The 24444-nt window shown below is 66.7% G+C and carries 24 protein-coding genes; 7 read left to right on the top strand and 17 right to left on the bottom strand.

Annotated elements, in window-relative coordinates; translation table 11 throughout:
• Window positions 1-84: 84 nt before the first annotated feature.
• Complete coding sequence (locus ACSQ89_RS12665; protein WP_436296195.1) at window positions 85-873, bottom strand: type IV pilus assembly protein FimV; 789 nt, start codon at window positions 871-873, stop codon at window positions 85-87.
• Window positions 874-956: 83 nt separating this feature from the next.
• Between ACSQ89_RS12665 and ACSQ89_RS12660 the strand changes: the two genes are divergently transcribed.
• The 5 genes from ACSQ89_RS12660 to ACSQ89_RS12640 are packed head-to-tail and all read left to right on the top strand — an operon-like array spanning window position 957 to window position 6445.
• Window positions 957-2477, top strand: coding sequence for a 3-hydroxyacyl-CoA dehydrogenase (locus tag ACSQ89_RS12660; RefSeq protein WP_093107777.1), 1521 nt, complete (start codon window positions 957-959; stop codon window positions 2475-2477).
• Between the two features lie 12 nt (window positions 2478-2489).
• Window positions 2490-3269, top strand: a complete 780-nt coding sequence (locus ACSQ89_RS12655) for an oxepin-CoA hydrolase, alternative type (protein ID WP_093107779.1) — start codon at window positions 2490-2492, stop codon at window positions 3267-3269.
• A 55-nt stretch (window positions 3270-3324) separates the two neighbouring features.
• Window positions 3325-4044: a Crp/Fnr family transcriptional regulator gene (locus ACSQ89_RS12650; RefSeq protein WP_093107781.1), complete on the top strand. Its 720-nt coding sequence runs from the start codon at window positions 3325-3327 to the stop codon at window positions 4042-4044.
• Between the two features lie 14 nt (window positions 4045-4058).
• Complete coding sequence (locus ACSQ89_RS12645; RefSeq protein WP_093107782.1) at window positions 4059-5147, top strand: phosphotransferase; 1089 nt, start codon at window positions 4059-4061, stop codon at window positions 5145-5147.
• 26 nt (window positions 5148-5173) lie between these two features.
• Entirely contained in the window at window positions 5174-6445 is a 1272-nt protein-coding gene (locus ACSQ89_RS12640) for an acyl-CoA dehydrogenase family protein (RefSeq protein WP_436290526.1), read from the top strand.
• Here the strand turns inward: ACSQ89_RS12640 and ACSQ89_RS12635 are convergent, their stop codons facing one another.
• The 5 genes from ACSQ89_RS12635 to ACSQ89_RS12615 all read right to left on the bottom strand — a co-directional run bounded on the left by ACSQ89_RS12635 (window position 6446) and on the right by ACSQ89_RS12615 (window position 11927).
• Window positions 6446-6925, bottom strand: coding sequence for a GNAT family N-acetyltransferase (locus ACSQ89_RS12635; RefSeq protein WP_436290527.1), 480 nt, complete (start codon window positions 6923-6925; stop codon window positions 6446-6448).
• Between the two features lie 4 nt (window positions 6926-6929).
• Window positions 6930-8264 carry a phosphoglucosamine mutase gene (glmM, locus tag ACSQ89_RS12630; RefSeq protein ID WP_093107788.1) on the bottom strand — a complete coding sequence of 445 codons (1335 nt, stop codon included), beginning with the start codon at window positions 8262-8264 and terminating at the stop codon, window positions 6930-6932.
• Window positions 8261-9121, bottom strand: coding sequence for a dihydropteroate synthase (gene folP, locus ACSQ89_RS12625; RefSeq protein ID WP_436290528.1), 861 nt, complete (start codon window positions 9119-9121; stop codon window positions 8261-8263). Before folP ends, glmM begins: the two co-directional genes overlap by 4 nt.
• 58 nt (window positions 9122-9179) lie before the next feature.
• Window positions 9180-11093 carry an ATP-dependent zinc metalloprotease FtsH gene (ftsH, locus tag ACSQ89_RS12620; protein WP_093107792.1) on the bottom strand — a complete coding sequence of 638 codons (1914 nt, stop codon included), beginning with the start codon at window positions 11091-11093 and terminating at the stop codon, window positions 9180-9182.
• A gap of 165 nt (window positions 11094-11258) precedes the next feature.
• On the bottom strand, window positions 11259-11927 hold the full coding sequence (locus ACSQ89_RS12615) for an RlmE family RNA methyltransferase (protein ID WP_093107794.1): 669 nt from the start codon (window positions 11925-11927) through the stop codon (window positions 11259-11261).
• A 20-nt stretch (window positions 11928-11947) separates the two neighbouring features.
• On the opposite strand from ACSQ89_RS12615, the gene ACSQ89_RS12610 reads away from it, so the two are divergent.
• Window positions 11948-12427 carry a YhbY family RNA-binding protein gene (locus ACSQ89_RS12610; protein ID WP_093107796.1) on the top strand — a complete coding sequence of 160 codons (480 nt, stop codon included), beginning with the start codon at window positions 11948-11950 and terminating at the stop codon, window positions 12425-12427.
• A gap of 2 nt (window positions 12428-12429) precedes the next feature.
• The gene (locus ACSQ89_RS12605; protein ID WP_436290529.1) at window positions 12430-13194 is read left to right on the top strand and encodes a glycosyltransferase; all 765 of its coding nucleotides are present in this window, start codon (window positions 12430-12432) and stop codon (window positions 13192-13194) included.
• Here ACSQ89_RS12605 and ACSQ89_RS12600 read toward each other — a convergent pair whose 3' ends face one another.
• From ACSQ89_RS12600 to lpxD, 11 genes are all read right to left on the bottom strand, one after another.
• A complete protein-coding gene (locus ACSQ89_RS12600; protein ID WP_436290530.1) occupies window positions 13195-13608 on the bottom strand; it encodes a DUF4149 domain-containing protein in 414 nt (137 codons plus the stop codon).
• 8 nt (window positions 13609-13616) lie between these two features.
• Complete coding sequence (greA, locus tag ACSQ89_RS12595; RefSeq protein WP_093107802.1) at window positions 13617-14096, bottom strand: transcription elongation factor GreA; 480 nt, start codon at window positions 14094-14096, stop codon at window positions 13617-13619.
• Window positions 14097-14162: 66 nt separating this feature from the next.
• The gene (locus ACSQ89_RS12590) at window positions 14163-15032 is read right to left on the bottom strand and encodes a Kdo hydroxylase family protein (protein ID WP_093107804.1); all 870 of its coding nucleotides are present in this window, start codon (window positions 15030-15032) and stop codon (window positions 14163-14165) included.
• 10 nt (window positions 15033-15042) lie between these two features.
• The gene (gene carB / locus ACSQ89_RS12585) at window positions 15043-18279 is read right to left on the bottom strand and encodes a carbamoyl-phosphate synthase large subunit (RefSeq protein ID WP_436290531.1); all 3237 of its coding nucleotides are present in this window, start codon (window positions 18277-18279) and stop codon (window positions 15043-15045) included.
• The gene (gene carA, locus ACSQ89_RS12580; RefSeq protein WP_093107852.1) at window positions 18272-19456 is read right to left on the bottom strand and encodes a glutamine-hydrolyzing carbamoyl-phosphate synthase small subunit; all 1185 of its coding nucleotides are present in this window, start codon (window positions 19454-19456) and stop codon (window positions 18272-18274) included. Before carA ends, carB begins: the two co-directional genes overlap by 8 nt.
• Before the next feature lie 136 nt (window positions 19457-19592).
• Window positions 19593-20372, bottom strand: a complete 780-nt coding sequence (locus tag ACSQ89_RS12575) for a TrmH family RNA methyltransferase (RefSeq protein WP_093107808.1) — start codon at window positions 20370-20372, stop codon at window positions 19593-19595.
• On the bottom strand, window positions 20369-21076 hold the full coding sequence (gene rnhB / locus ACSQ89_RS12570; protein ID WP_093107810.1) for a ribonuclease HII: 708 nt from the start codon (window positions 21074-21076) through the stop codon (window positions 20369-20371). Before rnhB ends, ACSQ89_RS12575 begins: the two co-directional genes overlap by 4 nt.
• Window positions 21048-22193: a lipid-A-disaccharide synthase gene (gene lpxB, locus ACSQ89_RS12565; protein WP_093107812.1), complete on the bottom strand. Its 1146-nt coding sequence runs from the start codon at window positions 22191-22193 to the stop codon at window positions 21048-21050. Before lpxB ends, rnhB begins: the two co-directional genes overlap by 29 nt.
• 8 nt (window positions 22194-22201) lie before the next feature.
• Window positions 22202-22990, bottom strand: a complete 789-nt coding sequence (lpxA, locus tag ACSQ89_RS12560; protein WP_093107814.1) for an acyl-ACP--UDP-N-acetylglucosamine O-acyltransferase — start codon at window positions 22988-22990, stop codon at window positions 22202-22204.
• A 13-nt stretch (window positions 22991-23003) separates the two neighbouring features.
• The gene (gene fabZ / locus ACSQ89_RS12555) at window positions 23004-23447 is read right to left on the bottom strand and encodes a 3-hydroxyacyl-ACP dehydratase FabZ (protein WP_093107816.1); all 444 of its coding nucleotides are present in this window, start codon (window positions 23445-23447) and stop codon (window positions 23004-23006) included.
• Window positions 23444-24430 (bottom strand): UDP-3-O-(3-hydroxymyristoyl)glucosamine N-acyltransferase, encoded by a 987-nt coding sequence (gene lpxD / locus ACSQ89_RS12550; RefSeq protein WP_436290532.1) that lies wholly within the window; start codon window positions 24428-24430, stop codon window positions 23444-23446. Before lpxD ends, fabZ begins: the two co-directional genes overlap by 4 nt.
• Window positions 24431-24444 lie beyond the last annotated feature (14 nt).

Here is a 24444-nt window from a genome sequence, read left to right as displayed (position 1 = left end):
GCGCCGCTTCGGGGTCGATGTTGAGCGCGCGCCACTCGGCGGCGGCCGCGGCGCGGCGCGCGAGGTCTTCGCTGGCCGGCAGCGTCAGTTGCGGGCTTGTCTTGAGGCCGGGCTGCGCGACGGGAACCGGCTCCAGCGTTTCGAGTTGGAGCCGGGATCCACCGGCGACGGCCCCGCGCCTCGGCTCAGTGGCTGCGACCGTCGGGACGGTGCGCGGCGCGGCCGCACGCGGTGTGGCAGGCGGTTGCGCCGCGGCGGGCCGGCGCGGCGCGGGCGCAGAGGCAGCGCTGGGACGCGGCGACGACCCGTCGGCGTCGCGCGCGTGCGCGCGGCGGGCGCCGCTGCGGTGCTGCGCCGCGCCGGCGCTGCGGTCGGGCCTTCGAGGCCGGACGATGCGCCCCCTGCCGCAGCACGCGATGGCGCGCGCGCGGGCGCTCGCGCCGGGGTCTCGGACGATGCCCTTGCACCCGAAGGCGCCGCAAGGACGGGCAGCGCGGGTTCGGACGGAACGTCGGCCAGCAGCACATAGCTGCGCGTCGACTTCGTATCGCAGCCGGCACGCACGTTCACATTGACCACGGGTTCGTCCACGGCGACGGTGGAACGGATATGGATGCGCGGGCTGCTGGCCTTCGGCCCCGGCTCCAGCGATACAGTCAGGCTCCGATCGGCAATGCGGGTGTCCCCCTGCACGACCTCGGCGTCGAGGCACAACGCGCCCCCATCTTCGGCAGCATCCAGCGAAAGCGGAATCACCACATCCAGCGGCTTGCCGATCCAGACAGCCCCTTGGGGCCGCCCGATCGTCAAGGCAGGCGAGTCAAGTGCGAGCCCGAATAGAAAGAGGGCCGCCGCCAGGCGTGGGAGTTGCAAAATAGTTCGAAAAAAGTAATCGAAAGTAGACACATTCTGGCATGGGCATCCGTGCCAGCCATCCTCAGAGAGACAATTATCAAATGACTGTGAACTTTTCCAATGTGGGCATCATCGGTGCCGGCGCCATGGGGCGCGGCATCGCGCAGATCGCCGCGCAGGCCGGGAGCGAGGTCCTGCTGCTCGACAGCTTCGAGGGCGCCGCGGTCCGCGGACGCGATGCCATCCTCGCCCAGTGGCAGAAGCAGCACGAGAAGGGAAAACTGGACGAGGCGCAGCGCGATGCACTGTCCGCTCGTGTCCGCGCCGTCGAATCGGTCCAGGCGCTCGCTGGCTGCGAGCTGGTGATCGAAGCCGTGGTCGAAGACCTCGAGGTCAAGCGCAAGCTGTTCAGCGAACTCGAAGCGGTGGTCGCGCCCTCGGCCGTGCTGGCGACCAACACCTCATCGCTCTCGGTCACCGCCATCGCCGCGGTGATGGCGCATCCGCAGCGCATGGCGGGCTTTCATTTCTTCAACCCGGTGCCCCTGATGAAGGTGGTCGAGGTCGTGGCCGGCTTCAAGACCGAGGCCGAGGTCTGCCGCCGGCTCGCGGGCTACGCCGCGCAGATGGGCCACAGCGCTGTGCAGGCCAAGGACACGCCCGGCTTCATCGTCAACCACGCGGGACGCGGCTACGGCACCGAGGCGCTGCGCATCGCCGGGGAAGGCGTGGCGGACTTCGCCACCATCGACCGCATCCTCAAGGACCAGGCGGGCTTTCGCCTCGGGCCTTTCGAGCTGCTCGATCTGACGGCGCTCGATGTTTCCCATCCCGTGATGGAGTCGATCTACCGCCAGTACTACGAGGAGCCGCGCTTTCGGCCCAGCGTGATCACCGCGCAACGGCTCGCAGCGGGTGCGCTCGGTCGCAAGACCGGCGAAGGCTTCTATCGCTATGTCGACGGTGCGGCGCAGTTGCCCACCGAAGCGCCGGTGCCGACGGTCGACGCCGCCCCGGCCGTCTGGGTTTCGCCCCGCGCAGCACGGCGGCCCGATTTGCTGCGGCTCGTGCATGCGCTGGGCGCGCAGCTCGAAAGCGGCGCCACGCCCTCGCCCGCCGCATTGATCCTGGTCGCACCGCTGGGCTTCGACGTCACGACCGTCGCCGCCGTCGAACGGCTCGATGCGACGCGCACGGTCGGCATCGACCTGATGGTGGACGATGCAGCCACCAAGCGCCGCGTGCTGGCCACCAATCCCGCGACGCGGCGCGACGTGCGCGATGCGGCCCATGCGCTTTTCGCGCGCGACGGCAAGGCGGTAAGCGTGATCCGCGACAGCGGCGGCTTCGTCACCCAGCGCGTGATAGGCACCATCGTGAACATCGCCGCCGACATGTGCCAGCAGCGCGTCTGTTCGCCCGCCGACCTCGACGTCGCCGTTCGGTTGGGCCTCGGCTACCCTCAGGGTCCGCTGGCGATGGGCGACCTGTACGGGCCGACGAATGTGCTGGAAGTGCTCTTCAACCTCCAGACCGTGTATGGCGATCCCCGTTACCGCCCGAGCCCGTGGCTGCGCCGCCGTGGCGCACTGGGCCTGAGCCTCACGCATGAAGAAGAGTAAGAGACACCGACCATGACCGCAGAACTGAAAAGCACGAGCGAAGGACAGACCTTGGTGCTCACGCTCTCCAACCCCTCGCAGCGCAATGCGCTGGGCCCCGAGATGTACGCGGCCGGCATCGAGGCGCTCAGCGGCGCCGAGAACAGCGACGAGATCCGAAGTGTCGTGCTCGTGGGCGAAGGCGCATGGTTCTGCGCCGGCGGCTCCTTGCAGCGCCTTTCGGCCAATCGCGAGCGCGAGCCCGCAGTGCAGGCCGAGAGCATCGAGTCGCTGCACAACTGGATCGATTCGATCCGCACCTTTCCCAAGCCGGTGATCGCGGCCGTCGAGGGCGCCGCGGCCGGCGCCGGCTTCTCGCTCGCCGCGGCCTGCGACTTCATCGTCGCCGCGCGCGATGCAGTATTCGCCGCCTCGTACAGCACCGTCGCGTTGTCGCCGGACGGCGGCTTGAGCTGGCATCTCGCGCAGGCACTGCCTCGGCAGCTCGCGAGCGAATGGCTCATGCTCGGAGGGCGCATCGAGGCACAGCGCCTGCATGCGCTCGGCCTGGTGAATGAAATCACCGAGAGCGGCCAGGCCTTGAGTGCGGCGCTCGCGCTGGCGAACCGCCTCAACGCACGCGCGCCCAACGCGCTGGCCAGCATCAAGGAGCTGCTGAGCGAGGCGCGAGGCGCAACACTGGCTTCGCAGCTGTCGCAGGAACGCGACCACTTCGTGCGCAACCTGCACCACCGCAACGCCGGCATCGGGATCGCCGCTTTCCTCGCCAAGGAAACGCCGCGCTACGAGTAGCGGCACGTCGCTCTCGCGACAACCCTCAGCTTTTCAGTCACACACAGGACAGTCCATGGACGACCCCATTCTTACCATCGAAGAACGTGAAGCGATCAATGGTGGTCGCTGGTTCTCTTCTCTTTCTCCATCGCTTCGTCACGACATCCTCCGATGTGCTTTCGTCAAACGCTACAAGGACGGCGAGCTGATCGCTGCACGCGGCGACCCGCCCGAGCAGTGGATCGCTTGCGCCAAGGGCGCGGTGCGCGTGAGTTCGACGGCGGTCTCGGGCAAGCAGGTCACGCTGACCTATGTGGAGCCGGGCATCTGGTTCGGCGACGTGGCGATGTTCGACGGCGACCGTCGAACCCACGACGCCTACGCGCATGGCGAGACCACGATCCTTTGCGTGGCGCGCGCCGATTTCCAGAAGATCCTGTCGAATCATGTCGAGCTTTACGAGGCACTGATGCGCCTGCAAGCGCGCCGCATCCGCCAGCTCTTCGGGCTGGTCGAGGATCTCAACACGCTGCCCTTGCGCGCCAGGCTCGCCAAGCAGCTCATCCACCTGGTTCGCAGCTACGGCGTGCCGAACCTGGCGGACGGCAGCCAGATGCGCATCGGGCTGCACCTGGCTCAGGAAGAGCTGGCGCAGCTGCTCGGTGCCTCACGCCAGCGCGTGAACCAGGAGCTCAAGGCCATGGAGCGCGAGGATGCGATCCGCATCGAACCGGGCGGCCTGGTGGTGCTGGACCGCGCGGCGCTGATGCGCATTTCCGAAGCCGATCAATAAAAGACCGCAGAGACATGACCCAGGACTTCGACAACTTCGTCGGCACCCGCGCCGTATCCAAGCAGCACGTCTTCGACGTCGATGCGCTGACCGCCTGGCTCGACAAGAACCTGGACGGCTTCAAGGGGCCGCTCACGGTCGAAATGTTCAAGGGCGGCCAGTCCAACCCGACCTACAAGCTGGTCACGCCGACGCAAAGCTACGTGATGCGCGCCAAGCCCGGCCCGGTCGCCAAGCTGCTGCCTTCGGCCCATGCGGTCGAGCGCGAGTTCAAGGTCATGAGCGGCCTGGCCGGCACCGGCGTGCCGGTGCCGCGGATGTACTGCCTGTGCGAAGACGAAGCCGTTATCGGCCGCGCCTTCTACGTCATGGAATTCATGGCCGGGCGCGTGCTGTGGGACCAGTCGCTGCCGGGCATGAGCAATGCCGAGCGGGCCGCCGTCTACGACGAGATGAACCGCGTCATCGCGGCGCTCCACACCGTGAAGTTCGCCGAGCGCGGCCTGGCCGACTACGGCAAGCCCGGCAACTATTTCGAGCGCCAGATCGGCCGCTGGAGCAAACAGTACGTGGCCTCGATCACGCAGCCCATCCCCGAAATGGACCGCCTGATGGAATGGCTGCCCGCCCACATCCCGGCCAGCGCGCGCGACGAGAAGATGACCTCGATCGTGCACGGCGACTACCGGCTCGACAACCTGATGTTCCACGCCACCGAGCCGCGTGCGATCGCCGTGCTCGACTGGGAACTGTCGACGCTGGGCCATCCGCTGGCCGATTTCAGCTACCACTGCATGTCGTGGCACATCGCGCCGGGTTCGTTCCGCGGCATCGGCGGCCTCGACCTGAAGAGCCTGGGCATCCCGACCGAGAGCGAATACATCCGCAAGTACTGCGACCGCACCGGCATCACGACGCCCGAGGCGCTCGCGACCGACTGGAATTTCTACCAGGCCTACAACCTGTTCCGCATGGCCGCGATCCTGCAGGGCATCGCCAAGCGGGTCGAGGCCGGTACCGCGTCGAGCGAGCAAGCCGTGGCCTCGGGCCGCGGTGCGCGACCGATGGCCGAGATGGCCTGGCAATTCGCACAACGGGCCTGAGCCTTCCCCATTTCAAAGGAGACCCCATGGATTTCGAATATTCGGCCAAGACCAAGGACTTGCAGAAGCGCGTCACCGCTTTCATGGAAGACCACATCTACCCGGCGGAAGCCGAGTACGCGGCCGAATTGGCCGCCAACACCGCGGCCGGCAAGCGCTGGACCGCGCTCAAGACGGTCGAGAAGCTCAAGCAGAAGGCGAAGACCCAGGGCCTTTGGAACCTGTTCCTGCCGGTCGACAGCGCCGCTGCCTCGGGCTACGAAGGCGCCGGCCTCACCAACCAGGAATACGCGCCGCTGGCCGAGATCATGGGCCGCGTGCCATGGGCCAGCGAGGCCTTCAATTGCTCGGCGCCCGACACCGGCAACATGGAAACCATTGCGCGCTACGGCTCGGACGAGATCAAGGCGCGCTGGCTCAAGCCGCTGCTGGAAGGCGAGATCCGCTCGGCCTTCGCGATGACCGAACCGGAGGTCGCGTCGAGCGACGCCACCAACATCGCCACGCGCGTCGAACGGCAGGGCGACGAGTACGTCATCAACGGCCACAAGTGGTGGATCTCGGGCGCGGCCGATCCGCGCTGCGCGGTCTTCATCACCATGGGCAAGAGCGACCCGGAGGCGCCGCGCCACTCGCAGCAAAGCATGATCGTGGTGCCGGCCGATGCCAAGGGCATCCGCATCGTGCGCCCGCTCAACGTGATGGGCTACGACGACGCGCCGCACGGCCACGTCGAGATGTACTTCGAGAACGTTCGCGTGCCGGCCGGCAACATGCTGCTCGGCGAAGGCCGCGGCTTCGAGATCGCGCAGGGCCGCCTCGGCCCGGGACGCATCCACCACTGCATGCGCCTGATCGGCCTGGCCGAACGCGCCCTGGAGTTGATGTGCAAGCGCGCCTCGTCCCGCATCGCCTTCGGCAAGGCCGTCGCCTCGCAGACCGTGACGCAGGAACGCATCGCCGAGGCGCGCTGCAAGATCGACATGGCGCGCCTGCTCACGCTGAAGGCCGCATGGCTGATGGACGTGGCCGGCAACAAGGTCGCCAAGAACGAGATCGCGATGATCAAGGTGGTCGCGCCGAGCATGGCTTGCCAGGTGATCGACTGGGCCATGCAGGTGCACGGCGGCGGCGGCATGTCCGACGACTTCCCGCTCGCCTACGCCTATGTCGGCGCGCGCGCCCTGCGCTTCGCCGACGGTCCGGACGAAGTGCACCGCAATGCGATCGCCAAGTGGGAGCTGGGCAAGTACGCCCCCGGCAAGGGTGACAGCGACATGCCCGTCACGCGCTTCTGATCAGAGCTTCTTCTGCAGGAACATGGCCGAGCCGAAGGCCGGGTCGAGCTGGTAGCCGGCAAAGCCTTCACGCTCGTAGGCGCGCAGCGCGCTGCGGTTGCCGGAGAGCACCTCGAGCGTGAGCTTGCAGGCGCCACGCACGCGAGCCTCTTCCTCGACACGCGCCAGCATGCGCTGCGTGACCCGCTGGCCGCGGTGGCTGGCCAGCACGATCACATCGTGCACATTGACCAGCGGCTTGCAGGCAAAGGTCGAGAAGCCTTCGATGCAGTTGACGAGGCCGATCGGCTGCGCTGCGTCGTAGGCCAGCACGCTGAAGGCCTGCGGCCGCGCGGCCAGCGCCTCGGGCAGTTCATCCAGCACCTGGGACGCCAGCGGCGTGCCGCCGCCGGCGGGATCGCGCGCATAGCTGTCCAGCAGCTCGACCAGCGCACGCGCATGCGCCGGGTTGTGGTAATCGGCGAGCAGGACGTCGATCACGCGTTCAACCCGCTTCGACGGCCGCCACCAGGCGTCTTGCGCAGGCCTCGGCCTGCGCTGCGTCGCGCGCCTCGACCATCACGCGCAGCAGCGGCTCGGTGCCGCTGGGGCGGATCAGCACGCGGCCTGCATCGCCCAGTTCGGCCTCGGCGCGCCGGGTTTCGGCCGCCAGCGCCTGGTTGGCTTTCCAGTCCTGCCCCTCGGCCAATCGGACATTGATGAGCGTCTGCGGAAAGAGCGTGACATCGGCCAGCAGCTCGTCCACGCGTTTGCCGCTGCGCTGGCAGGCCTGCAGCACCTGCAGCGCACTCACGATGCCATCGCCCGTCGTGTGGCGATCGAGCGCGAGCAGGTGGCCGGAGCCCTCGCCTCCGAGCAGCCAACGGCGCTTTTCCAGCTCTTCCAGCACATAGCGGTCGCCCACGCGCGTGCGCACGAACTCGATGCCCTGCTTGCGCAGCGCAACTTCGACCGCCTTGTTGGTCATCAGCGTCCCGACCACGCCAGAAGGTTTCTCACCGCGCGCGATGCGCTCCATCACCATCAGGTAGAGCAGTTCGTCGCCGTTGAACAGGCGCCCGCTCGCGTCCACCAGCTGCAGGCGGTCGGCATCGCCGTCGAGCGCAATGCCGTAGTGCGCGCCCTGCGCCCGGACCGCATCGATCAGCGCCTGGGGATGCGTGGCGCCGAAGCCCTTGTTGATGTTCAGGCCGTCGGGCGCGCAGCCGATGCTGATCACGTCCGCACCGAGCTCATGGAACACTTGCGGTGCCACCTGGTAGGCAGCGCCGTGGGCACCGTCGACCACCAGCTTCAGACCGCGCAGCGTCAGGTCGTTGGCAAAGGTGCTCTTGCAGAACTCGATGTAGCGGCCCGGCGCATCGTTGAGCCGGCGCGCCTTGCCGAGCTGTGCCGAATCGGCCCAGACGGGCGGCTCTTCGAGCGCGGCTTCGACCGCCAGCTCCCATTCGTCGCTGAGCTTGGTGCCATGTGCGCTGAAGAACTTGATGCCGTTGTCCGGATAGGCGTTGTGGCTGGCGCTGATCACGACACCCAGGCTGGCCCGCTGTGCGCGCGTCAGGTAGGCCACGCCCGGTGTCGGCAGCGGCCCCAGCAGCATCACGTCGACGCCGGCCGAGTTGAAGCCCGATTCGAGCGCCGACTCCAGCATGTAGCCCGAGATGCGCGTGTCCTTGCCGATCAGCACGGTCGGGCGCGCCTCCGTCTTCTTGAGCACGCGGCCGACGGCATGCGCGAGCCGCAGCACGAAGTCGGGCGTGATCGGCGCCTGGCCGACCGTGCCGCGGATGCCGTCGGTGCCGAAGTATTTTCTTGTCATGGATGTGGCTCCTGCAGTGCTTGTTGTTGTCGTTTCATCGCGCGCCATACGGCCAGCGCGGCGACCGTTTCGCGCACATCATGCACGCGCAGGATCGATGCGCCGCGCTCGACGGCCAAGACCGCCGCCGCCACGCTGGGCACCATGCGCTCGGCCGCCGATTCGATGCCGGTGACGGCGCCGAGCGAAGACTTGCGCGACCAACCGATCAAGAGCGGCCAGCCGGCGGCGAGCAGCTCCTGCTGGCGTGCGAGCAAGGCGAAATTCTGCGCCACGGTCTTGCCGAAACCGATGCCCGGGTCGAGCACGATGCGATCCGAACCGACGCCCAACGCCAGCAGTTCCTTCGCACCCTGCGTCAGGAAGGCACGCACTGCGGGGAGCACGTCGCCCTCCATGGGGGCCGCCTGCATGGTCTGCGGGTCGCGGTGCATGTGCATCAGGCAGACACCGCACGAGGGATGCGCCGCCACGGCCTGCCGTGCGCCGAGTTGCCGCAGCGCCCACACGTCGTTGACGATGTCGGCACCGAGCTCCAGCACCGCGCGCATCACCTCGGGTTTGTAGGTATCGACCGAGACCGGCACGCCCAACTTCACCGCCTCGCTCACCACCGGCAGCACGCGATCCAGTTCCTCCGCCAGCGGTACGGCAGGACTTCCGGGCCTCGTGGACTCGCCGCCGATGTCGAGGATGTCGGCGCCCTCTTCCACCAGTTGAACGCAATGCCGCACCGCAGCTTCGGTCGAGGCATGGGCGCCGCCGTCGGAAAAGGAATCGGGCGTGACGTTGACGATGCCCATCACGCGCGGCTGCGCGAGGTCGATGGCAAAGCGCGTCGTGCGCCAGATCGTCATACGCCCTTCCAAAGAAAAAACGGGGCCAGAGGCCCCGTCGATAGCCAAAGCATCATGCTCAAGCCGCTGTCGGCGCCGGATCCGGGTTCACCGCCGGCGTACCGCCGCTGCCGCCGCCCGAGGGCGGGATGCGCGGCGTCCAGTCCTTGGGCGGACGCGGTGCGCGGCCGGCCATGATGTCGTCGAGCTGCTCGGTGTCGATGGTTTCCCATTCGAGCAGCGCCTTGGCCATGGCGTGCATCTTGTCGCTGTTCTCCTCGATCAGGCGGCGCGCCAGGGCGTACTGCTCGTCGATGATGCGGCGCACCTCGGCATCGACCTTCTGCATGGTCGACTCGCTCATGTTGGTGGTCTTGGTGACCGAGCGGCCGAGGAAGACTTCGCCCTCGTTCTCGGCGTAGACCATCGGGCCCAGCGATTCGGTCATGCCGTAGCGCATCACCATGTCGCGCGCGATCTGCGTGGCACGCTCGAAGTCGTTGCTGGCCCCGGTGGTCATCTGGTGCATGAACACTTCTTCGGCGATACGGCCGCCAAACAGCATGCTGATCTGGTTCAGCATGTACTCGCGGTCGTAGCTGTAGCGGTCCTGCGCCGGCAGGCTCATCGTCACGCCCAGCGCGCGGCCGCGCGGAATGATCGTGACCTTGTGGACCGGGTCGCACTTGGGCAGCAGCTTGCCGATCAGCGCGTGGCCGGACTCGTGGTAGGCCGTGTTGCGACGCTCTTCCTCGGGCATGACCATGCTCTTGCGCTCGGGGCCCATGAAGATCTTGTCCTTGGCCTTCTCGAAGTCCTGCATCTCGACCACGCGCGCATTGCGGCGCGCAGCCATCAGCGCGGCCTCGTTGCACAGGTTGGCCAAGTCGGCGCCCGACATGCCCGGGGTGCCGCGCGCGATGATGCTCGGGTTCACGTCCTGGCCGAGCGGCACCTTGCGCATGTGCACGTTGAGGATCTGCTCGCGGCCGCGGATGTCCGGCAGCGTCACGTAGACCTGGCGGTCGAAACGGCCCGGGCGCAGCAGCGCGGCGTCCAGGATGTCAGGGCGGTTGGTCGCAGCGACCACGATCACGCCGAGATTGGTTTCGAAACCGTCCATCTCGACCAGCATCTGGTTGAGCGTCTGCTCGCGCTCGTCGTTGCCGCCGCCCAGGCCCGCACCGCGCTGGCGACCGACGGCGTCAATTTCGTCGATGAAGATGATGCAGGGGGCGTTCTTCTTGGCGTTCTCGAACATGTCGCGCACACGGGCCGCGCCCACGCCGACGAACATCTCGACAAAGTCCGAACCGGAAATCGAGAAAAACGGCACCTTGGCCTCGCCGGCGATGCCCTTGGCCAGCAAGGTCTTGCCGGTGCCGGGCGGCCCGACCAGCAGCAGCCCGCGCGGGATGCGGCCGCCGAGCTTCTGGAACTTGGCCGGGTCCTTCAGGAAGTCGACGACCTCCTTCACTTCCTCCTTGGCCTCGTCGCAGCCTGCGACGTCGGCGAAGGTGACCTGGTTGTTGTTTTCGTCGAGCATGCGCGCCTTGCTCTTGCCGAAGCTGAAGGCGCCGCCCTTGCCGCCGCCCTGCATCTGGCGCATGAAATAGACCCAAACGCCGATCAGCAGCAGCATCGGACCCCAGCTCACCAGCAGCGTCATGAGGAGCGAGCCCTCTTCGCGCGGCTTGACGTCGAACTTGACGTTGTTGGCGATCAGGTCGCCGACCAGGCCGCGGTCGAGGTAGGTGGCCGTCGTGCGGATCTTGCGGTCGTCATTGGTGATCGCGACGATCTCGCTGCCGCCCTGGCCTTCCTGGATGGTCGCGCTCTTGATGCGGTTGCTGCGGACTTCCTCGAGGAAATCGGAGTAACCGACATTGCCGGCGCCGGCGACGCCGCGGGTGTCGAACTGCTTGAACACAGTGAACAACACCATCGCAATGACGAGCCAGACGGCAACTTTGGAAAACCACTGATTGTTCAAACGAAGCTCCAGTCGAAAGCGCGTGACACAAAAAACAAAAAACGCGCTAGGGCATGCAATTGGCACCCATTTTAGGCTTTTCAACCTGCGAAATGCCGGAATTTCCCTATAGCAGCCATAGGACGCGCACGGTTTTGGAGGCAAATGCCGGCCGGCGCCCCGGTATCAATTCGTATCGACGTTCTTGAGCCCGATGCCCACCATGAAGGTCTCCGACGATTTGTCGCGCGAAGCCTTGGGTTTCAAGGGCTTTACCACCCGGAAGTTGCTCTTGAACAGCTGCGTCAGCTCGCTGTAGCCGCTGCCGTGGAAAAGTTTAGCGACCAGTGCGCCTTCAGGCTTCATGTGGTGGCGCGCGAAGTCGATTGCAAGCTCGATCAGATGCGCGACGCGGGCTGCGTCGGCCGAGGCGATGCCAGACAGGTTGGGCGCCATGTCGGACACGACGACGTCGGCGAGCCGGCCGTCCATGGCCTGCGCAAGCCGCTCCAGCACTTCGGCCTCGCGGAAGTCGCCCTGCAGGAAGGTCACGCCCTCGATCGGCTCCATCGGCAGGATGTCGAGCGCGATGATGATGCCGTCCAGCTCACCGGCCGCTGCCCCGCTCGGCGACAGCCTGCGCCGCACATACTGGCTCCAGGCGCCGGGCGTCGAGCCCAGGTCGACCACCAGTTGCCCCGGCCGGATCAGGCCCAGCGTCTCGTCGATTTCCTTGAGCTTGTAGGCCGCGCGGGCCCGGTATCCCTCCCGCGTGGCCAGCTTCACGTAGGGGTCGTTGATGTGGTCATGCAGCCACGCCTTGTTGAGCTTCTTGGCTTTGGGTTTGGGATTCATTGACGCTCGATAATACGGGGATGCCCGCCATTCAACTTACCCCTGCGCAGCGCAAGGTGCACCGCTCCGAAGCGCACCATCTGGACCCGATCGTCATGATCGGCGGCGACGGGCTGACGCCGGCCGTCAAGAAGGAAGCCGATGCCGCGCTCAAGGCCCACGGCCTGATCAAGGTGCGCGTTTTCTCCGACGACCGCCCGGCCCGCGAAGCCATGCTGCAAACCCTGGCCGAGGACCTGAACGCGGCGCCGATCCAGCACATCGGCAAGCTGCTCGTGCTCTGGCGCCCCATCCCCGAAAAAGCGCGCGAGATCGACGAGGACCGCATGCCGGGTCCGCGCGACGTCAAGGTGATCAAGTACAGCAAGCGCGGAGGACAGCGCCCGGAGATCAAGACGCTTCGGGTGCTCGGCAACCAGCGGCTGACGCCCGGCGGCACCATCAAGCGTGCCAAGGCCAAGAAGCCGCTGTCGGTCAAGAAGCGTCGCCAGGCGGACTGAGGATGCCGATCGAGCCAACGGCAGGGCCGCAGCGTCACATCCTCTGCATGAAATGGGGCACGAAATACGGGCCCGACTACGTCAACCGCCTCTACGCGATGGTGCGTCGCCACCTGAGCGGCGACTTCAACTTCGTCTGCCTGACCGACGACAGCCAGGGCATCCGAAGCGAGGTGCAGTGCTTTCCGATCCCGCCATTGGACCTCGAGCTCAAGCCGGGACAGGTCGACCGCGCCTGGAAGAAGCTGACCACCTTCGAACGGGACCTCTACGGCCTGCGCGGCCGGGCGCTGTTCATCGATCTCGACGTGGTCGTCGTGGGCAGCCTGGACGCCTTTTTCGAGCATCCCGGCGAGTTCCTGATCATTCACGACTACGCCCGTCCCTGGCGGCGCCGGCGCATCACGGGCAATTCGTCGGTGTACCGCTTCGAGCTCGGCGCACATCCCGACGTGCTGGCGCATTTCCGCGAGAACATGGATGCGGTGCAGGCCGAGTACCGCAACGAGCAGACCTACCTGTCGGATTTTCTCTACCACCATGGCAAGCTGGCCTACTGGCCGGCCGAGTGGTGTCCGAGCTTCAAGTACCACGGCATTCCGACCTGGCCCACCAACTACTGGCGCGAGCCCTTCGTGCCCGAAGGCGCGCGCATCATGGTCTTCCACGGGGAATGCAATCCGCCCGATGCGCTGGCCGGGCGGCGCAACCGGCGCTTCCGCTTCATCCGGCCGGCGCGCTGGATCACCAGCTTCTGGAAGGCCTGATCAGTCGGGGCGGCGCCCCATGCGCCAGAGCAGCACTCCGGCGCAGAGCCACTGGCCGAGGTACATGGCACTGCCGAGCGAGTGCCAGAGCCAGAGGTTCTCCCGCGCCAGGATGCGGGGCGCGACGGCGTATTCCTGCAGCAGCGCCAGCAGCAGTGCCACGACGATCCAGGCAACGGCAACGCGTGACGATCGATCCACGCGCTCTTGGATCTTCGACCTGAAATAGGTCAGGAGCGCCAGTCCGCAGACCAACGCAACCCAGCTCTGGGCCGCGAACAGCCGTCCCGCGAAATTGCCCGCCATGGCCGGATTCCCGAGCTTGGCGAACAGCATCGGCACGACCAGGAAGCCGATCGTCGTCAGGCTGCCCCACCAGAGGGCTGCCAACAGCAGCGCGACGCGGTCCTTCACCCGTGAATTCAGAGGTAGCTGACGCCGACGATCTCGTAGCGCTTCACCCCGCCCGGTGCCTGCACCTCGGCGGTATCGCCCTCTTCCTTGCCGATCAGCGCGCGCGCGATCGGGCTGGAGACGTTGATGAGGCCGAGCTTCAGGTCGGCTTCGTCCTCGCCGACGATCTGGTACTTGACCGCGTCGCCGCTGTCTTCATCTTCCAGTTCGACTGTCGAACCGAAAACGACCTTGCCGCCCGCGTCGAGGTCGGAGGGATCGATGATCTGGGCGTTCGAGAGCATGCCCTCGATCTGCTTGATGCGGCCTTCGATCCAGCCTTGGCGCTCCTTGGCGGCGTCGTAGTCTGCGTTCTCGCTGAGGTCGCCCTGGGCGCGGGCCTCGGCGATCGCCGTGATGATGGCGGGCCGCTCGACGGACTTCAGGCGTTGCAGCTCGTCACGAAGTTTCTCCGCACCGCGCTTGGTAATCGGAATGGTGGTGGCCATGTTTTGTCTCTCCAGAAAGCGAAACCGCCGAACGCTGCCGTTCGGCGGTTCATGGAAGGAAAAGGATCAGACGAGTTGACGTCCGGTCAGCCGGCTCAGGATGGCGAGCGGGCTCGAATCGGGATTGTATTGCCTCGCGGCGGGCAGGTGCAGCGTCTGCTCGAGCATGTACTGGCCGGACATCACGGCATGCGAGGTCTGGTCCGAGAAGCACACCCATACCGATCCGGCCGGGAACGGCACGGTTTGCTGCTGCGCGTTCTTCTGGTACTCCAGGTCGGATTTCATGCCGTCGTGCAGTTGCAGCATCAGATGGTCGTATTCGCTGCGCAAGGACTTGGTGACGCGCAGCGCCCGCAGCATGCGGGCCTGCCAGCGCGAGTAAGGCTTGGCACGCGGCAGGAAGCGCTTGGCCACGGTCTCGAAGGGCTCACCGACCCGCCAGACGCGCGGCGCGCCCTCGGGATTGACATTGGTGAACACACGCAGGATGCGCTCGCCGTAATTGGGGCGCGACGGGAACGAGTCGATGTGCAGCCGCCGGTCGTCGGCCCGCCACGACTGGACGCGTGTTTCCACCTGCGCCGGGCGGTAGCTGGTCGGCGCCAGCCGCAGGGCCGGCGTGTAGTGCGGCAGCAATCCGTGGATCAGCTGCTGCGACTGCGCACGAAAACGCCCGACCATTGCCGCCACGGCCTGCTGCACGCCCTCGTCGCCCGCCACGCCCTTCAGGCGCCCTTCGGCATCCAGACTGATGTTGCGGACGCCTGGCGACAGCACCGCGGGCGAGAACAAGGCCCGTTCTTCAGGCCGCAGCTCGAAGGGGAGCCGCGGGAAATACAGCACCTTGCCAGCCTCGAGCGCGGCGATCCACGCTTCGTTCGGCGCAGCGCCGTTCCAGTCGGCCAGGTCGAGCTCGACGAGCTGCGTTTCCATGGACAACTCTTCAGGCGAGCGCGAACTGCGCGAGTTGCGCGTGCATTTCCTGGATCGAGATCACGTCGAGTTCGTCCATGTGCCGCATGCCTTCGACCGCGGCTTCGGCGCCGAAGATGGTGGTGAAGGTGGTCACGCGGGCCAGCAGCGCCGAGGTGCGGATCTGGCGCGAGTCGGTGATCGCGTTGCGGCGCTCTTCCACCGTGTTGATGACCAGCGCGATCTCGTTGTTCTTGATCATGTCGACGATGTGCGGCCGGCCCTCGGTCACCTTGTTCACCACGGCGCAGGCGATGCCCGCCGCGTTGATGGCGGCGGCGGTGCCCTTGGTCGCGATCAGTTCGAAGCCCAGCGCAGCCAGGCCACGCGCCACTTCCACCGCGCGTGCCTTGTCGTTGTTCTTGACCGAGATGAACACCTTGCCCGACTTCGGCAGATGGGTGCCGGCGCCGAGTTGCGACTTCACGAACGCCTCGCCGAAGGTCTTGCCCACGCCCATCACTTCGCCGGTCGACTTCATCTCCGGGCCGAGGATGGTGTCCACGCCGGGGAACTTGACGAAGGGGAACACCGCCTCCTTGACGCTGAAGTACGGCGGCGTGACTTCGCGCGTGACGCCCTGCGAAACCAGCGACTGGCCCGCCATGCAGCGCGCCGCCACCTTGGCCAGCTGGATGCCAGTGGCCTTGCTCACGTAGGGCACCGTGCGCGAGGCGCGCGGATTCACTTCGAGCACGTAGATGACGTCCCGTCCGTCCTTTTCCTGGATCGCGAACTGCACGTTCATGAGGCCGACGACATTGAGCGCCTTGGCCATGGCGGCGCTTTGCCGCTTGAGCTCGGCCACGGTATCGGCCTTGAGGCTGTAGGGCGGCAGCGAGCAGGCGGAGTCGCCGGAGTGCACACCGGCCTGTTCGATGTGCTCCATCACGCCGCCGATCAGGGTGTTGCCCTCGGCATCGCGCAAGCAGTCGACATCGCATTCGACGGCGTCGTTCAGGAAGCGGTCCAGCAGCACCGGCGAATCGTTGCTGACCTTGACGGCTTCGCGCATGTAGCGTTCGAGGTCGCGCTGCTCGTGCACGATCTCCATCGCGCGGCCGCCGAGCACATAGCTGGGGCGCACCACCAGCGGATAGCCCAGCTGGGCGGCTTTCTCGAGCGCTTCCGCCTCGGTGCGCGCGGTCGCGTTCGGCGGCTGGCGCAGCTGGAGCTCATTCAGCAGCTTCTGGAAACGCTCGCGATCTTCGGCCGCGTCGATCATGTCGGGGCTGGTGCCGATGATCGGCACGCCGTTGGCTTCGAGGTCGAGCGCGAGCTTGAGCGGCGTCTGGCCGCCGTACTGCACGATCACGCCGGTCGGCTTTTCCTTGTCGACGATCTCGAGCACGTCCTCGAGCGTGAGCGGCTCGAAGTAGAGGCGGTCGCTGGTGTCGTAGTCGGTCGAGACGGTCTCAGGATTGCAGTTGACCATGATGGTCTCGTAGCCGTCCTCGCGCATCGCGAGTGCCGCATGCACGCAGCAGTAGTCGAACTCGATGCCCTGGCCGATGCGGTTGGGGCCGCCGCCGAGCACCATGATCTTCTTCTTGTCCGTCGGCGCGGCCTCGCACTCGTCCTCGTAGGTCGAGTACATGTAGGCGGTGTTGGTCGCGAACTCGGCCGCACAGGTGTCCACGCGCTTGTAGACCGGGCGCACGCCGAGCGCGCGGCGCTTCTCGCGGACCGCGGTGTCGGTGGTCTTGAGCTGCCTGGCGAGGCGACGGTCGGAGAAACCCTTCTTCTTCAGCGCGAGCAGGGTGCTCTTGTCGATGTCGTCCAGCGACTTGGTTTCGAGCTCGAGCTCGATCTTCACGATCTCCTCGATCTGCACCAGGAACCAGGGGTCGATCTTGGTCAGCGCGAACACTTCGTCGACGGAGAGGCCCATGGCGAAGGCATCGCCGACGTACCAGATGCGGTCGGGGCCGGGCTCGCCCAGCTCTTTTTCGAGCACTTCGCGGTCCTGCGTCTTCTCGTTGAGGCCGTCGACGCCGACCTCCAGGCCGCGCAGCGCCTTCTGGAACGATTCCTGGAAGGTGCGGCCCATGGCCATCACCTCGCCCACCGATTTCATCTGCGTGGTCAGGCGCGAGTCGGCCTGCGGGAATTTCTCGAAGGCGAAACGCGGGATCTTCGTGACCACGTAGTCGATGCTGGGCTCGAAGCTCGCCGGCGTGGCGCCGCCGGTGATCTCGTTGCGCAGCTCGTCGAGCGTATAGCCCACGGCCAACTTGGCCGCGACCTTGGCGATCGGGAAGCCGGTGGCCTTGGAGGCCAATGCCGAGGAGCGCGAGACGCGCGGGTTCATCTCGATCACGACCATACGGCCGTCCTTCGGATTGATCGAGAACTGCACGTTGGAGCCGCCGGTGTCGACGCCGATCTCGCGCAGAACGGCCAGCGAGGCGTTGCGCAGGATCTGGTATTCCTTGTCCGACAGGGTCTGGGCAGGGGCGACCGTGATCGAGTCGCCGGTGTGCACGCCCATCGGGTCCAGGTTTTCGATCGAGCAGACGATGATGCAGTTGTCCGCCTTGTCGCGCACAACCTCCATCTCGTACTCTTTCCAGCCGAGCAGCGACTCCTCGATCAGCAGCTCGTTGGTCGGCGAGGCTTCGAGGCCGCGCTTGCAGATGGTCTCGAACTCTTCCGGGTTGTAGGCGATGCCGCCGCCGGTGCCGCCGAGCGTGAAGCTGGGGCGGATCACCACCGGGAAGCCGACCGTCTTCTGGACTGCCCAGGCTTCGTCGAGCGAGTGGGCGATGCCCGAGCGCGCCGAGCCCAGGCCGATCTTGGTCATCGCGTCCTTGAACTTCAGCCGGTCTTCGGCTTTGTCGATCGCCTCGGGCGTGGCGCCGATCAGCTCCACCTTGTACTTGTCGAGCACGCCGTTGCGCCAGAGGTCGAGCGCGCAGTTGAGCGCGGTCTGCCCGCCCATGGTCGGCAGGATGGCGTCGGGGCGTTCCTTGACGATGATTTTTTCGACCGTCTGCCAGGTGATCGGCTCGATGTAGATCACGTCGGCCGTGGCCGGGTCGGTCATGATCGTCGCGGGGTTGCTGTTGATCAGGATGACCTTGTAGCCCTCCTCGCGCAGTGCCTTGCAGGCCTGCACGCCGGAGTAGTCGAACTCGCAGGCCTGGCCGATGATGATCGGGCCGGCGCCGATGATGAGAACGCTCTGGAGGTCGGTGCGCTTAGGCATTCTTCTGTCCTTCTTTGTGACTTTGCATGAGTGCCGTGAAGCGGTCGAAAAGGTAGCCGATGTCGTGAGGCCCGGGCGAGGCCTCCGGATGGCCCTGGAAGCAGAAGGCCGGCTTGTCGGTGCGTGCCAGGCCTTGCAGCGTGTTGTCGAACAGGCTGATGTGGGTGGGCCGCAGGTTGGCGGGCAGCGTCTTCTCGTCTACCGCGAAGCCGTGGTTCTGGCTCGTGATGCTCACGCGGCCGTTGTCCAGGTCTTTCACGGGATGGTTGGCGCCGTGATGGCCGAACTTCATCTTGAAGGTCTTCGCGCCGGAGGCGAGCGCCATGATCTGGTGGCCCAGGCAGATGCCGAAGACCGGAATGCCGGTTTCGATCAGTTCGCGCGTGGCCTCGATGGCGTAGTCGCAGGGCTCGGGGTCGCCCGGGCCGTTGGCCAGGAAGATGCCGTCCGGACGCAGCTTGAGCACGTCGGCCGCCGGCGTCTGTGCCGGCACTACCGTGATGCGTGCGCCGCGCTGGGCGATCATGCGCAGGATGTTCTTCTTGACGCCGTAGTCGAAGGCCACGACGTGGAACTTGGGCGTGATCTGCACGCCGTATCCGGCACCGAGTTTCCACTCGGTCTGCGTCCACTCGTAGGTCTCCTTGACCGACACCACCTTGGCCAGGTCGAGCCCGGACATGCTGGGTACGGCCCGGGCAGCGGCCACGGCCTTGTCGATCAGCGCCTGCGTCACGGCCTCGCCCGCAGCGAGGCCGAGGATGCAGCCGTTCTGGGCGCCGTTCGTGCGCAGATGGCGCGTGAGCTTGCGCGTGTCGATGTTCGCGATGGCGACCGTGTTGCCGCGCACCAGGTAGTCGGTCAGCGTGGCCGTCTTGCGGAAGTTGGACGCGACCAGCGGCAGGTCCTTGATGATCAGGCCAGCGGCATGGATCTTGTCGGACTCGATGTCTTCCTCGTTGACGCCGTAGTTGCCGATGTGCGGATACGTGAGCGTCACGATCTGCTGGCAATAGCTCGGGTCGGTCAGGATTTCCTGGTAACCGGTCATGGCGGTGTTGAACACCACTTCGCCAGTGGTGGCGCCTTGGGCGCCGATCGAGTTGCCGAGAAAGACCGTGCCGTCTGCAAGCGCCAGGATGGCGGGCGGGAAATTTCCCTTGAGAGACAAAAGCACTGGGATCTCCGGATGGATGACGCCCAAAGCGAACCCAAGAAGTGACTTTGGGCTGCGACTTTCGTCGAGGAGTTGGCTTGCGTGCGCTGTGGGCGGGGTGTGAGCGGGAAAGCCCTTGATTATAGCCGGCGCGGGCTTATCCCTTGGCCGCGGCGGCACTCGCATGCAGGCAGATCGCCGCCGCCGCCGCGACGTTGAGCGACTCCTCGCCGCCCGGCTGCGCAATGCGCACATGCCGGGCGGCGCGCGTCTCCAGGATGGCGGAAACGCCCTGCCCTTCGTGCCCCATCAACCAGGCGCACGGGTACGGCAGCTGCGTGCGATGCAGCCAGTCGCCGCGGTGCGAACTGGTGGCGATCCAGGGCACAGTCAGCGCATCCAGCATCTGGATGTCCGCGCCCTCGATCAGCTGCAGCCCGAAATGCGCACCCATGCCGGCACGCAGCACCTTGGGCGCCCATAGCGCGGCGGTGCCCTTGAGCGCGATCACCTGGCCGAAGCCGAAGGCCGCCGCGCTGCGCAGGATGGAGCCGACATTGCCGGCATCCTGGAGGCGATCGAGCACCACGGTGGGCGCATCGGGGGTGACCGCCGGCGGCGCCGGCAGTTCGAGTACGAAGCCCATCGGAGCGGGCGACTCCAGACCGCTCACGCCGGCGAGCAAGGCATCGGCCAGCACCACGGTCTTGGCCGCCACCCCGCTCCATTCGGAGCGCGCCGAAGGCCACAGCGACTCGGCAAAGACCGCCACGGCCGGCCGGACGCCGCGCTCGCGCGCGGCGCGGCACAGGTGATCGCCTTCGAGCCAGACCCGGCCCGCCTTGCGGTAGGCACCCGGGTCGTGCGCCAGCTTGCGCAATTCCTTCAGGAGCGGGTTGTCCCGCGACGTGATGTGGCTGACCTCGTCCGCGGTCATGGGGCGATCCGCACCTCGATCTGGGTCGTTTCCGCGACCATTTCGCTCAACATCGCCGCCGTCATGGGCTCCGTCTGCCCCGTCGCGCGTGCGAGTACGGCAGCGACCGGGCTGAAGGATCTGCGGTGGTGCACGCAAGCGCCGTGGCGCAACAGCGCCTCCAGGTGCTCTGGTGTGCCATAGCCCTTGTGGCCCGCGAAGCCATAGTGCGGGAATTCGGCGTGCAGTTCCTGGCAGAGCCGGTCACGGTGCACCTTGGCCAGGATCGAGGCGGCCGAGATCGCCTTCACGCGCGCGTCGCCGCCGACGACGGCCTCGGCCAGCACGTCCAGCCTGGGCAGCCGGTTGCCGTCGACCAGCACCTTTGCCGGCTTCAGCCGCAGGCCCTCGACCGCGCGCCGCATGGCCAGCATCGTCGCCTGGAGGATGTTGTGGGTGTCGATCTCCTCCACGCTGGCCTGCGCCACCGAGCAGCACAGTGCCTTGGCCAGGATCTGGTCGTTCAGGCGCTCGCGCTGCAGCGCGGTCAGGGTCTTCGAATCGGCCAGGCCACGGATCGGCCGCTCGTCGTCGAGGATCACGGCCGCGGCAACGACCGGGCCGGCCAGCGGGCCGCGGCCGGCCTCGTCGACGCCGGCCAGGAGCCCGGGAGCGTCCCAAGCGAGCGTGGCCTGCTCAGCCTTCAAGAACTTTCTGGATCGCATCGGCGCACAGTGTCGGCGTATCGCGCTGCAATTCGGCATGCAGCGTGCAAAAACGTTGTTGCAAGGCGTGAACCTTGTCCGGCGAGGCAAGCCAGGCGAGCGTCGCGTCGGCCATCGCCTGGGGCGTCGCCGCCTCCTGCAGCAGTTCGGGCACGACGAATTCGCCGCACAGGATGTTCGGCAGACCCACCCAGGGCTGCAGCTGCTTGCGGCGCATGAGCGCCCACGAAAGCTTGTTCATGTTGTAGGCGATCACCATCGGCCGCTTGAACAGCGCGGCTTCGAGCGTCGCGGTCCCGCTGGCGATCAGGGTGGCGTCGCAGGCCGCGAGCGCGGCGTGCGAACGGCCGTCGAGCAGTTTCACGCGGCCGGCCATGCCGCTGGCCTGCAGCAGTTGCTCGACCTCGTCCCGGAGGCCCGGCAGCACGGGCGCGATGAACTGAAGTTCAGGCCGCTCGCGCAGCATCAGCGTGGCCGCTTCGAAAAAGCCTGCGGCGAGGTAGCGGATCTCCGAGCGCCGGCTGCCCGGCAGCAAGGCGACGACCGGCGCTTCCGCGTCCAATCCCAACGCGGCGCGTGCGCCCGCCTGGTCGGGCGCCATCGGGATCACGTTGGCGATCGGATGGCCAACGTAGCTTGCTGCGATCCCGTGTTCGGCCAGCAGCGCGGGCTCGAACGGAAAGATGCACAGCACATGATCGGCCGCTGTGCGCAGCTTCTCCGCGCGTTCCGGGCGCCAGGCCCAGATCGAGGGGCAGACGAAATGCGCCGTCTTCATGCCGCTGGCCCGCAACGCGGCTTCGAGGTCCAGATTGAAGTCCGGCGCATCGACGCCAATGAAGAGTTCGGGCCGGTCAAGCAGCAGCCGGGCACGGAGCCGGCGCCGGATGCCGGCGATTTCGGCGTAGTGGCGCAGCACCTCGACATAGCCGCGCACCGCCAGTTTTTCCTGCGGCCACCAGCTCTCGAAGCCGCGCGCCAACATCTGCGGGCCGCCGATGCCGACGGCCTTCATGGCCGGCCAGCGCGAGAGCAAGCCGTCGAGCAGCAGCCCGGCCAGCAGGTCGCCCGAGGGCTCGCCCGCGACCAGCGCAAACTGTCGCTGTACCTCCGACATGCGGTGCCCTAGCGCGCGATGCCGCGCGTGGCGCTGGACAGGAAGCCGCTCATCATCGCGACATCGGCGGCCGATTCGGGTACTTCGATGGCCAGGGCCTCGATGGCGGCGCGGGCCTCCTCGAGCGTCTTGCCCTGACGGTACAGCAGCCGGTGCATCTGCTTGACGGCCGCGATCCGTGCCGCGGAGAAATCGCGGCGGCGCAAGCCGACCACATTGAAGCCGCGCACCGCCAGCGGATTGCCGTCGACCAGCATGAAAGGCGGCACGTCCTGCGCCACCGCGCTGGCAAAGCCGATCATCGCGTGGGCACCGACCGAGACGAACTGGTGAATGCCGGTCAGCCCGCCCACCGTCACCCAGTCCGCCAGGTGCACGTGGCCCGCCAGCGTCGTGTTGTTGGCGAGCGTGGCGTGGTCGTCGACGCGGCAGTCGTGCGCGATGTGCGTGTAGGCCATGATCCAGTTGTCGCTGCCCACGCGCGTCACGCCGCCGGCCCCCGGCACGCCGATGTTGAAGGTGCAGAACTCGCGGATCGTGTTGCGCTCGCCGATCACGAGTTCGGTCGGTTCGCCCGCGTACTTCTTGTCCTGCGGAACGGCGCCCAGCGATGCGAACTGGAAGATGCGATTGTCGCGGCCGATGGTGGTGCGCCCCTCGATCACGCAATGCGCGCCGATCGTGGTGCCGGCGCCGACCCGCACATGCGGACCGATCACGGCATAGGGGCCGACGCTGACCGTCGGGTCGAGTTCGGCCTTGGGGTCGACGATGGCCGTCGGATGAACCTGCGTCATGCCTCGAGCACGATCAATTGATCTGGCGCATGGCGCACATCAAGGTGGCCTCGCAAGCCAGCTCGCTGCCGACCAGCGCGCGCCCTTTGAACTTCGAGATGCCGGCCTTCATGCGCTCGATCTCGACCTCGAGCGTCAGCTGGTCGCCCGGCTCCACCGGACGCTTGAAGCGCGCGCCGTCGATGGCCGCGAAGTAGTACACGGTGTTGTCGTCCGGCACGATGTCCAGCGAATGGAAGGACAGCAGGGCCGCGGCCTGCGCCATCGCCTCGAGCATCAGTACGCCGGGCATCACCGGCCGGTGCGGGAAGTGGCCGTTGAAGAACGGCTCGTTCATGGTCACGTTCTTGAGCGCGGTGATGCGCTTGCCCTTTTCCATCGCGAGCACGCGGTCTACCAGCAGGAAGGGGTAGCGGTGCGGCAGCAGTTTGAGGATCTGATGGATGTCGAGCGTCATGATTTTCTGTCTTGCACCACCGGTTTTTCAAGCGCCTTCAGGCGCTCGCGCAGAGCGTGCAGTTGTTTGAGCGTGGCGGCGTTTTTCTCCCAGGCGGCATTGTCGTCGATGGGAAACACGCCGGTGTACTGGCCGGGCTTGAGAATGGACCGGGTCACCACCGTCGCGGCCGAAATGTGCACCCCATCGGCCAGCTTCAGGTGGCCGAGCACGATCGCGCCGCCGCCGATGGTGCAGTTCGCACCGATGTCCGCGCTGCCCGCCACGCCGACGCAGCCCGCCATGGCGGTGTGCTTGCCGACGCGGACGTTGTGGCCGATCTGGATCAGGTTGTCGAGCTTGACGCCGTCTTCGATCACGGTGTCTTCGAGCGCACCGCGATCGATGCAGGTGTTGGCGCCTATCTCCACGTCGTCGCCGATGCGTACCGCGCCGAGCTGCTCGATCTTGACCCAGGCGCCCTCGTGCGGCGCGAGCCCGAAGCCGTCGGCCCCGATCACGACGCCCGGATGCAGCAGGCAACGCGCGCCGATGACGCAGTCCTCGCTCACCGTCACCCTGGACTTCAGCACCGTTTCTGCGCCGATGCGCGCGCCACGCTCGACGACGCACAGCGCGCCGATACGCGCGCTGGGGTCGATCTGCGCGCCGGGGTCGATCACCGCGCTGGGATGGATGCGCGCGCTGTCTGGCCTGGCATGAGATTGCTTCCAGAGCTGGGTCAGACGCGCGAAATAGAGGTAGGGGTCGGCCGTCACGATGAACGACCCGCGCTGGGCCGCCAGCTCCCGCATGGCAGGCGACACGATGACGCAGCCTGCTTGCGAGGCAGTGAGCTCTTTACGGTACTTGGGATGGCTCAGGAAACTGAGCGCGTCGTCCTGCGCCGTCGCCAACGGCGCAAGCCGCTCGATCGACAGCGCGGGGTCACCCTGCAGTTCGCCCCCGAGGGCCTCAACGATTGCGCCTAGCCGCAGTGCCACGCCGGTTCGCGGCG

The organism is Variovorax sp. LjRoot175, assembly GCF_964253805.1.
Taxonomy (GTDB): Bacteria; Pseudomonadota; Gammaproteobacteria; order Burkholderiales; family Burkholderiaceae_C; genus Variovorax.
This window is presented reverse-complemented; position numbering and strand designations above follow the sequence as displayed.

Coding starts and splice junctions, on each gene's coding strand:
- lpxA (WP_093107814.1), bottom strand. CDS start 22,990: ATGACGCAGGTTCATCCGACGGCCATCGTCGACCCCAAGGCCGAACTC.
- ACSQ89_RS12610 (WP_093107796.1), top strand. CDS start 11,948: ATGCCCGCCATTCAACTTACCCCTGCGCAGCGCAAGGTGCACCGCTCC.
- ACSQ89_RS12615 (WP_093107794.1), bottom strand. CDS start 11,927: ATGAATCCCAAACCCAAAGCCAAGAAGCTCAACAAGGCGTGGCTGCAT.
- ACSQ89_RS12645 (WP_093107782.1), top strand. CDS start 4,059: ATGACCCAGGACTTCGACAACTTCGTCGGCACCCGCGCCGTATCCAAG.
- ACSQ89_RS12575 (WP_093107808.1), bottom strand. CDS start 20,372: ATGACCGCGGACGAGGTCAGCCACATCACGTCGCGGGACAACCCGCTC.
- ACSQ89_RS12590 (WP_093107804.1), bottom strand. CDS start 15,032: ATGGAAACGCAGCTCGTCGAGCTCGACCTGGCCGACTGGAACGGCGCT.
- ACSQ89_RS12655 (WP_093107779.1), top strand. CDS start 2,490: ATGACCGCAGAACTGAAAAGCACGAGCGAAGGACAGACCTTGGTGCTC.
- ACSQ89_RS12640 (WP_436290526.1), top strand. CDS start 5,174: ATGGATTTCGAATATTCGGCCAAGACCAAGGACTTGCAGAAGCGCGTC.
- ACSQ89_RS12605 (WP_436290529.1), top strand. CDS start 12,430: ATGCCGATCGAGCCAACGGCAGGGCCGCAGCGTCACATCCTCTGCATG.
- ACSQ89_RS12660 (WP_093107777.1), top strand. CDS start 957: ATGACTGTGAACTTTTCCAATGTGGGCATCATCGGTGCCGGCGCCATG.
- glmM (WP_093107788.1), bottom strand. CDS start 8,264: ATGACAAGAAAATACTTCGGCACCGACGGCATCCGCGGCACGGTCGGC.
- fabZ (WP_093107816.1), bottom strand. CDS start 23,447: ATGACGCTCGACATCCATCAGATCCTCAAACTGCTGCCGCACCGCTAC.
- greA (WP_093107802.1), bottom strand. CDS start 14,096: ATGGCCACCACCATTCCGATTACCAAGCGCGGTGCGGAGAAACTTCGT.
- folP (WP_436290528.1), bottom strand. CDS start 9,121: ATGACGATCTGGCGCACGACGCGCTTTGCCATCGACCTCGCGCAGCCG.
- rnhB (WP_093107810.1), bottom strand. CDS start 21,076: ATGCGATCCAGAAAGTTCTTGAAGGCTGAGCAGGCCACGCTCGCTTGG.
- lpxB (WP_093107812.1), bottom strand. CDS start 22,193: ATGTCGGAGGTACAGCGACAGTTTGCGCTGGTCGCGGGCGAGCCCTCG.
- carB (WP_436290531.1), bottom strand. CDS start 18,279: ATGCCTAAGCGCACCGACCTCCAGAGCGTTCTCATCATCGGCGCCGGC.
- ACSQ89_RS12650 (WP_093107781.1), top strand. CDS start 3,325: ATGGACGACCCCATTCTTACCATCGAAGAACGTGAAGCGATCAATGGT.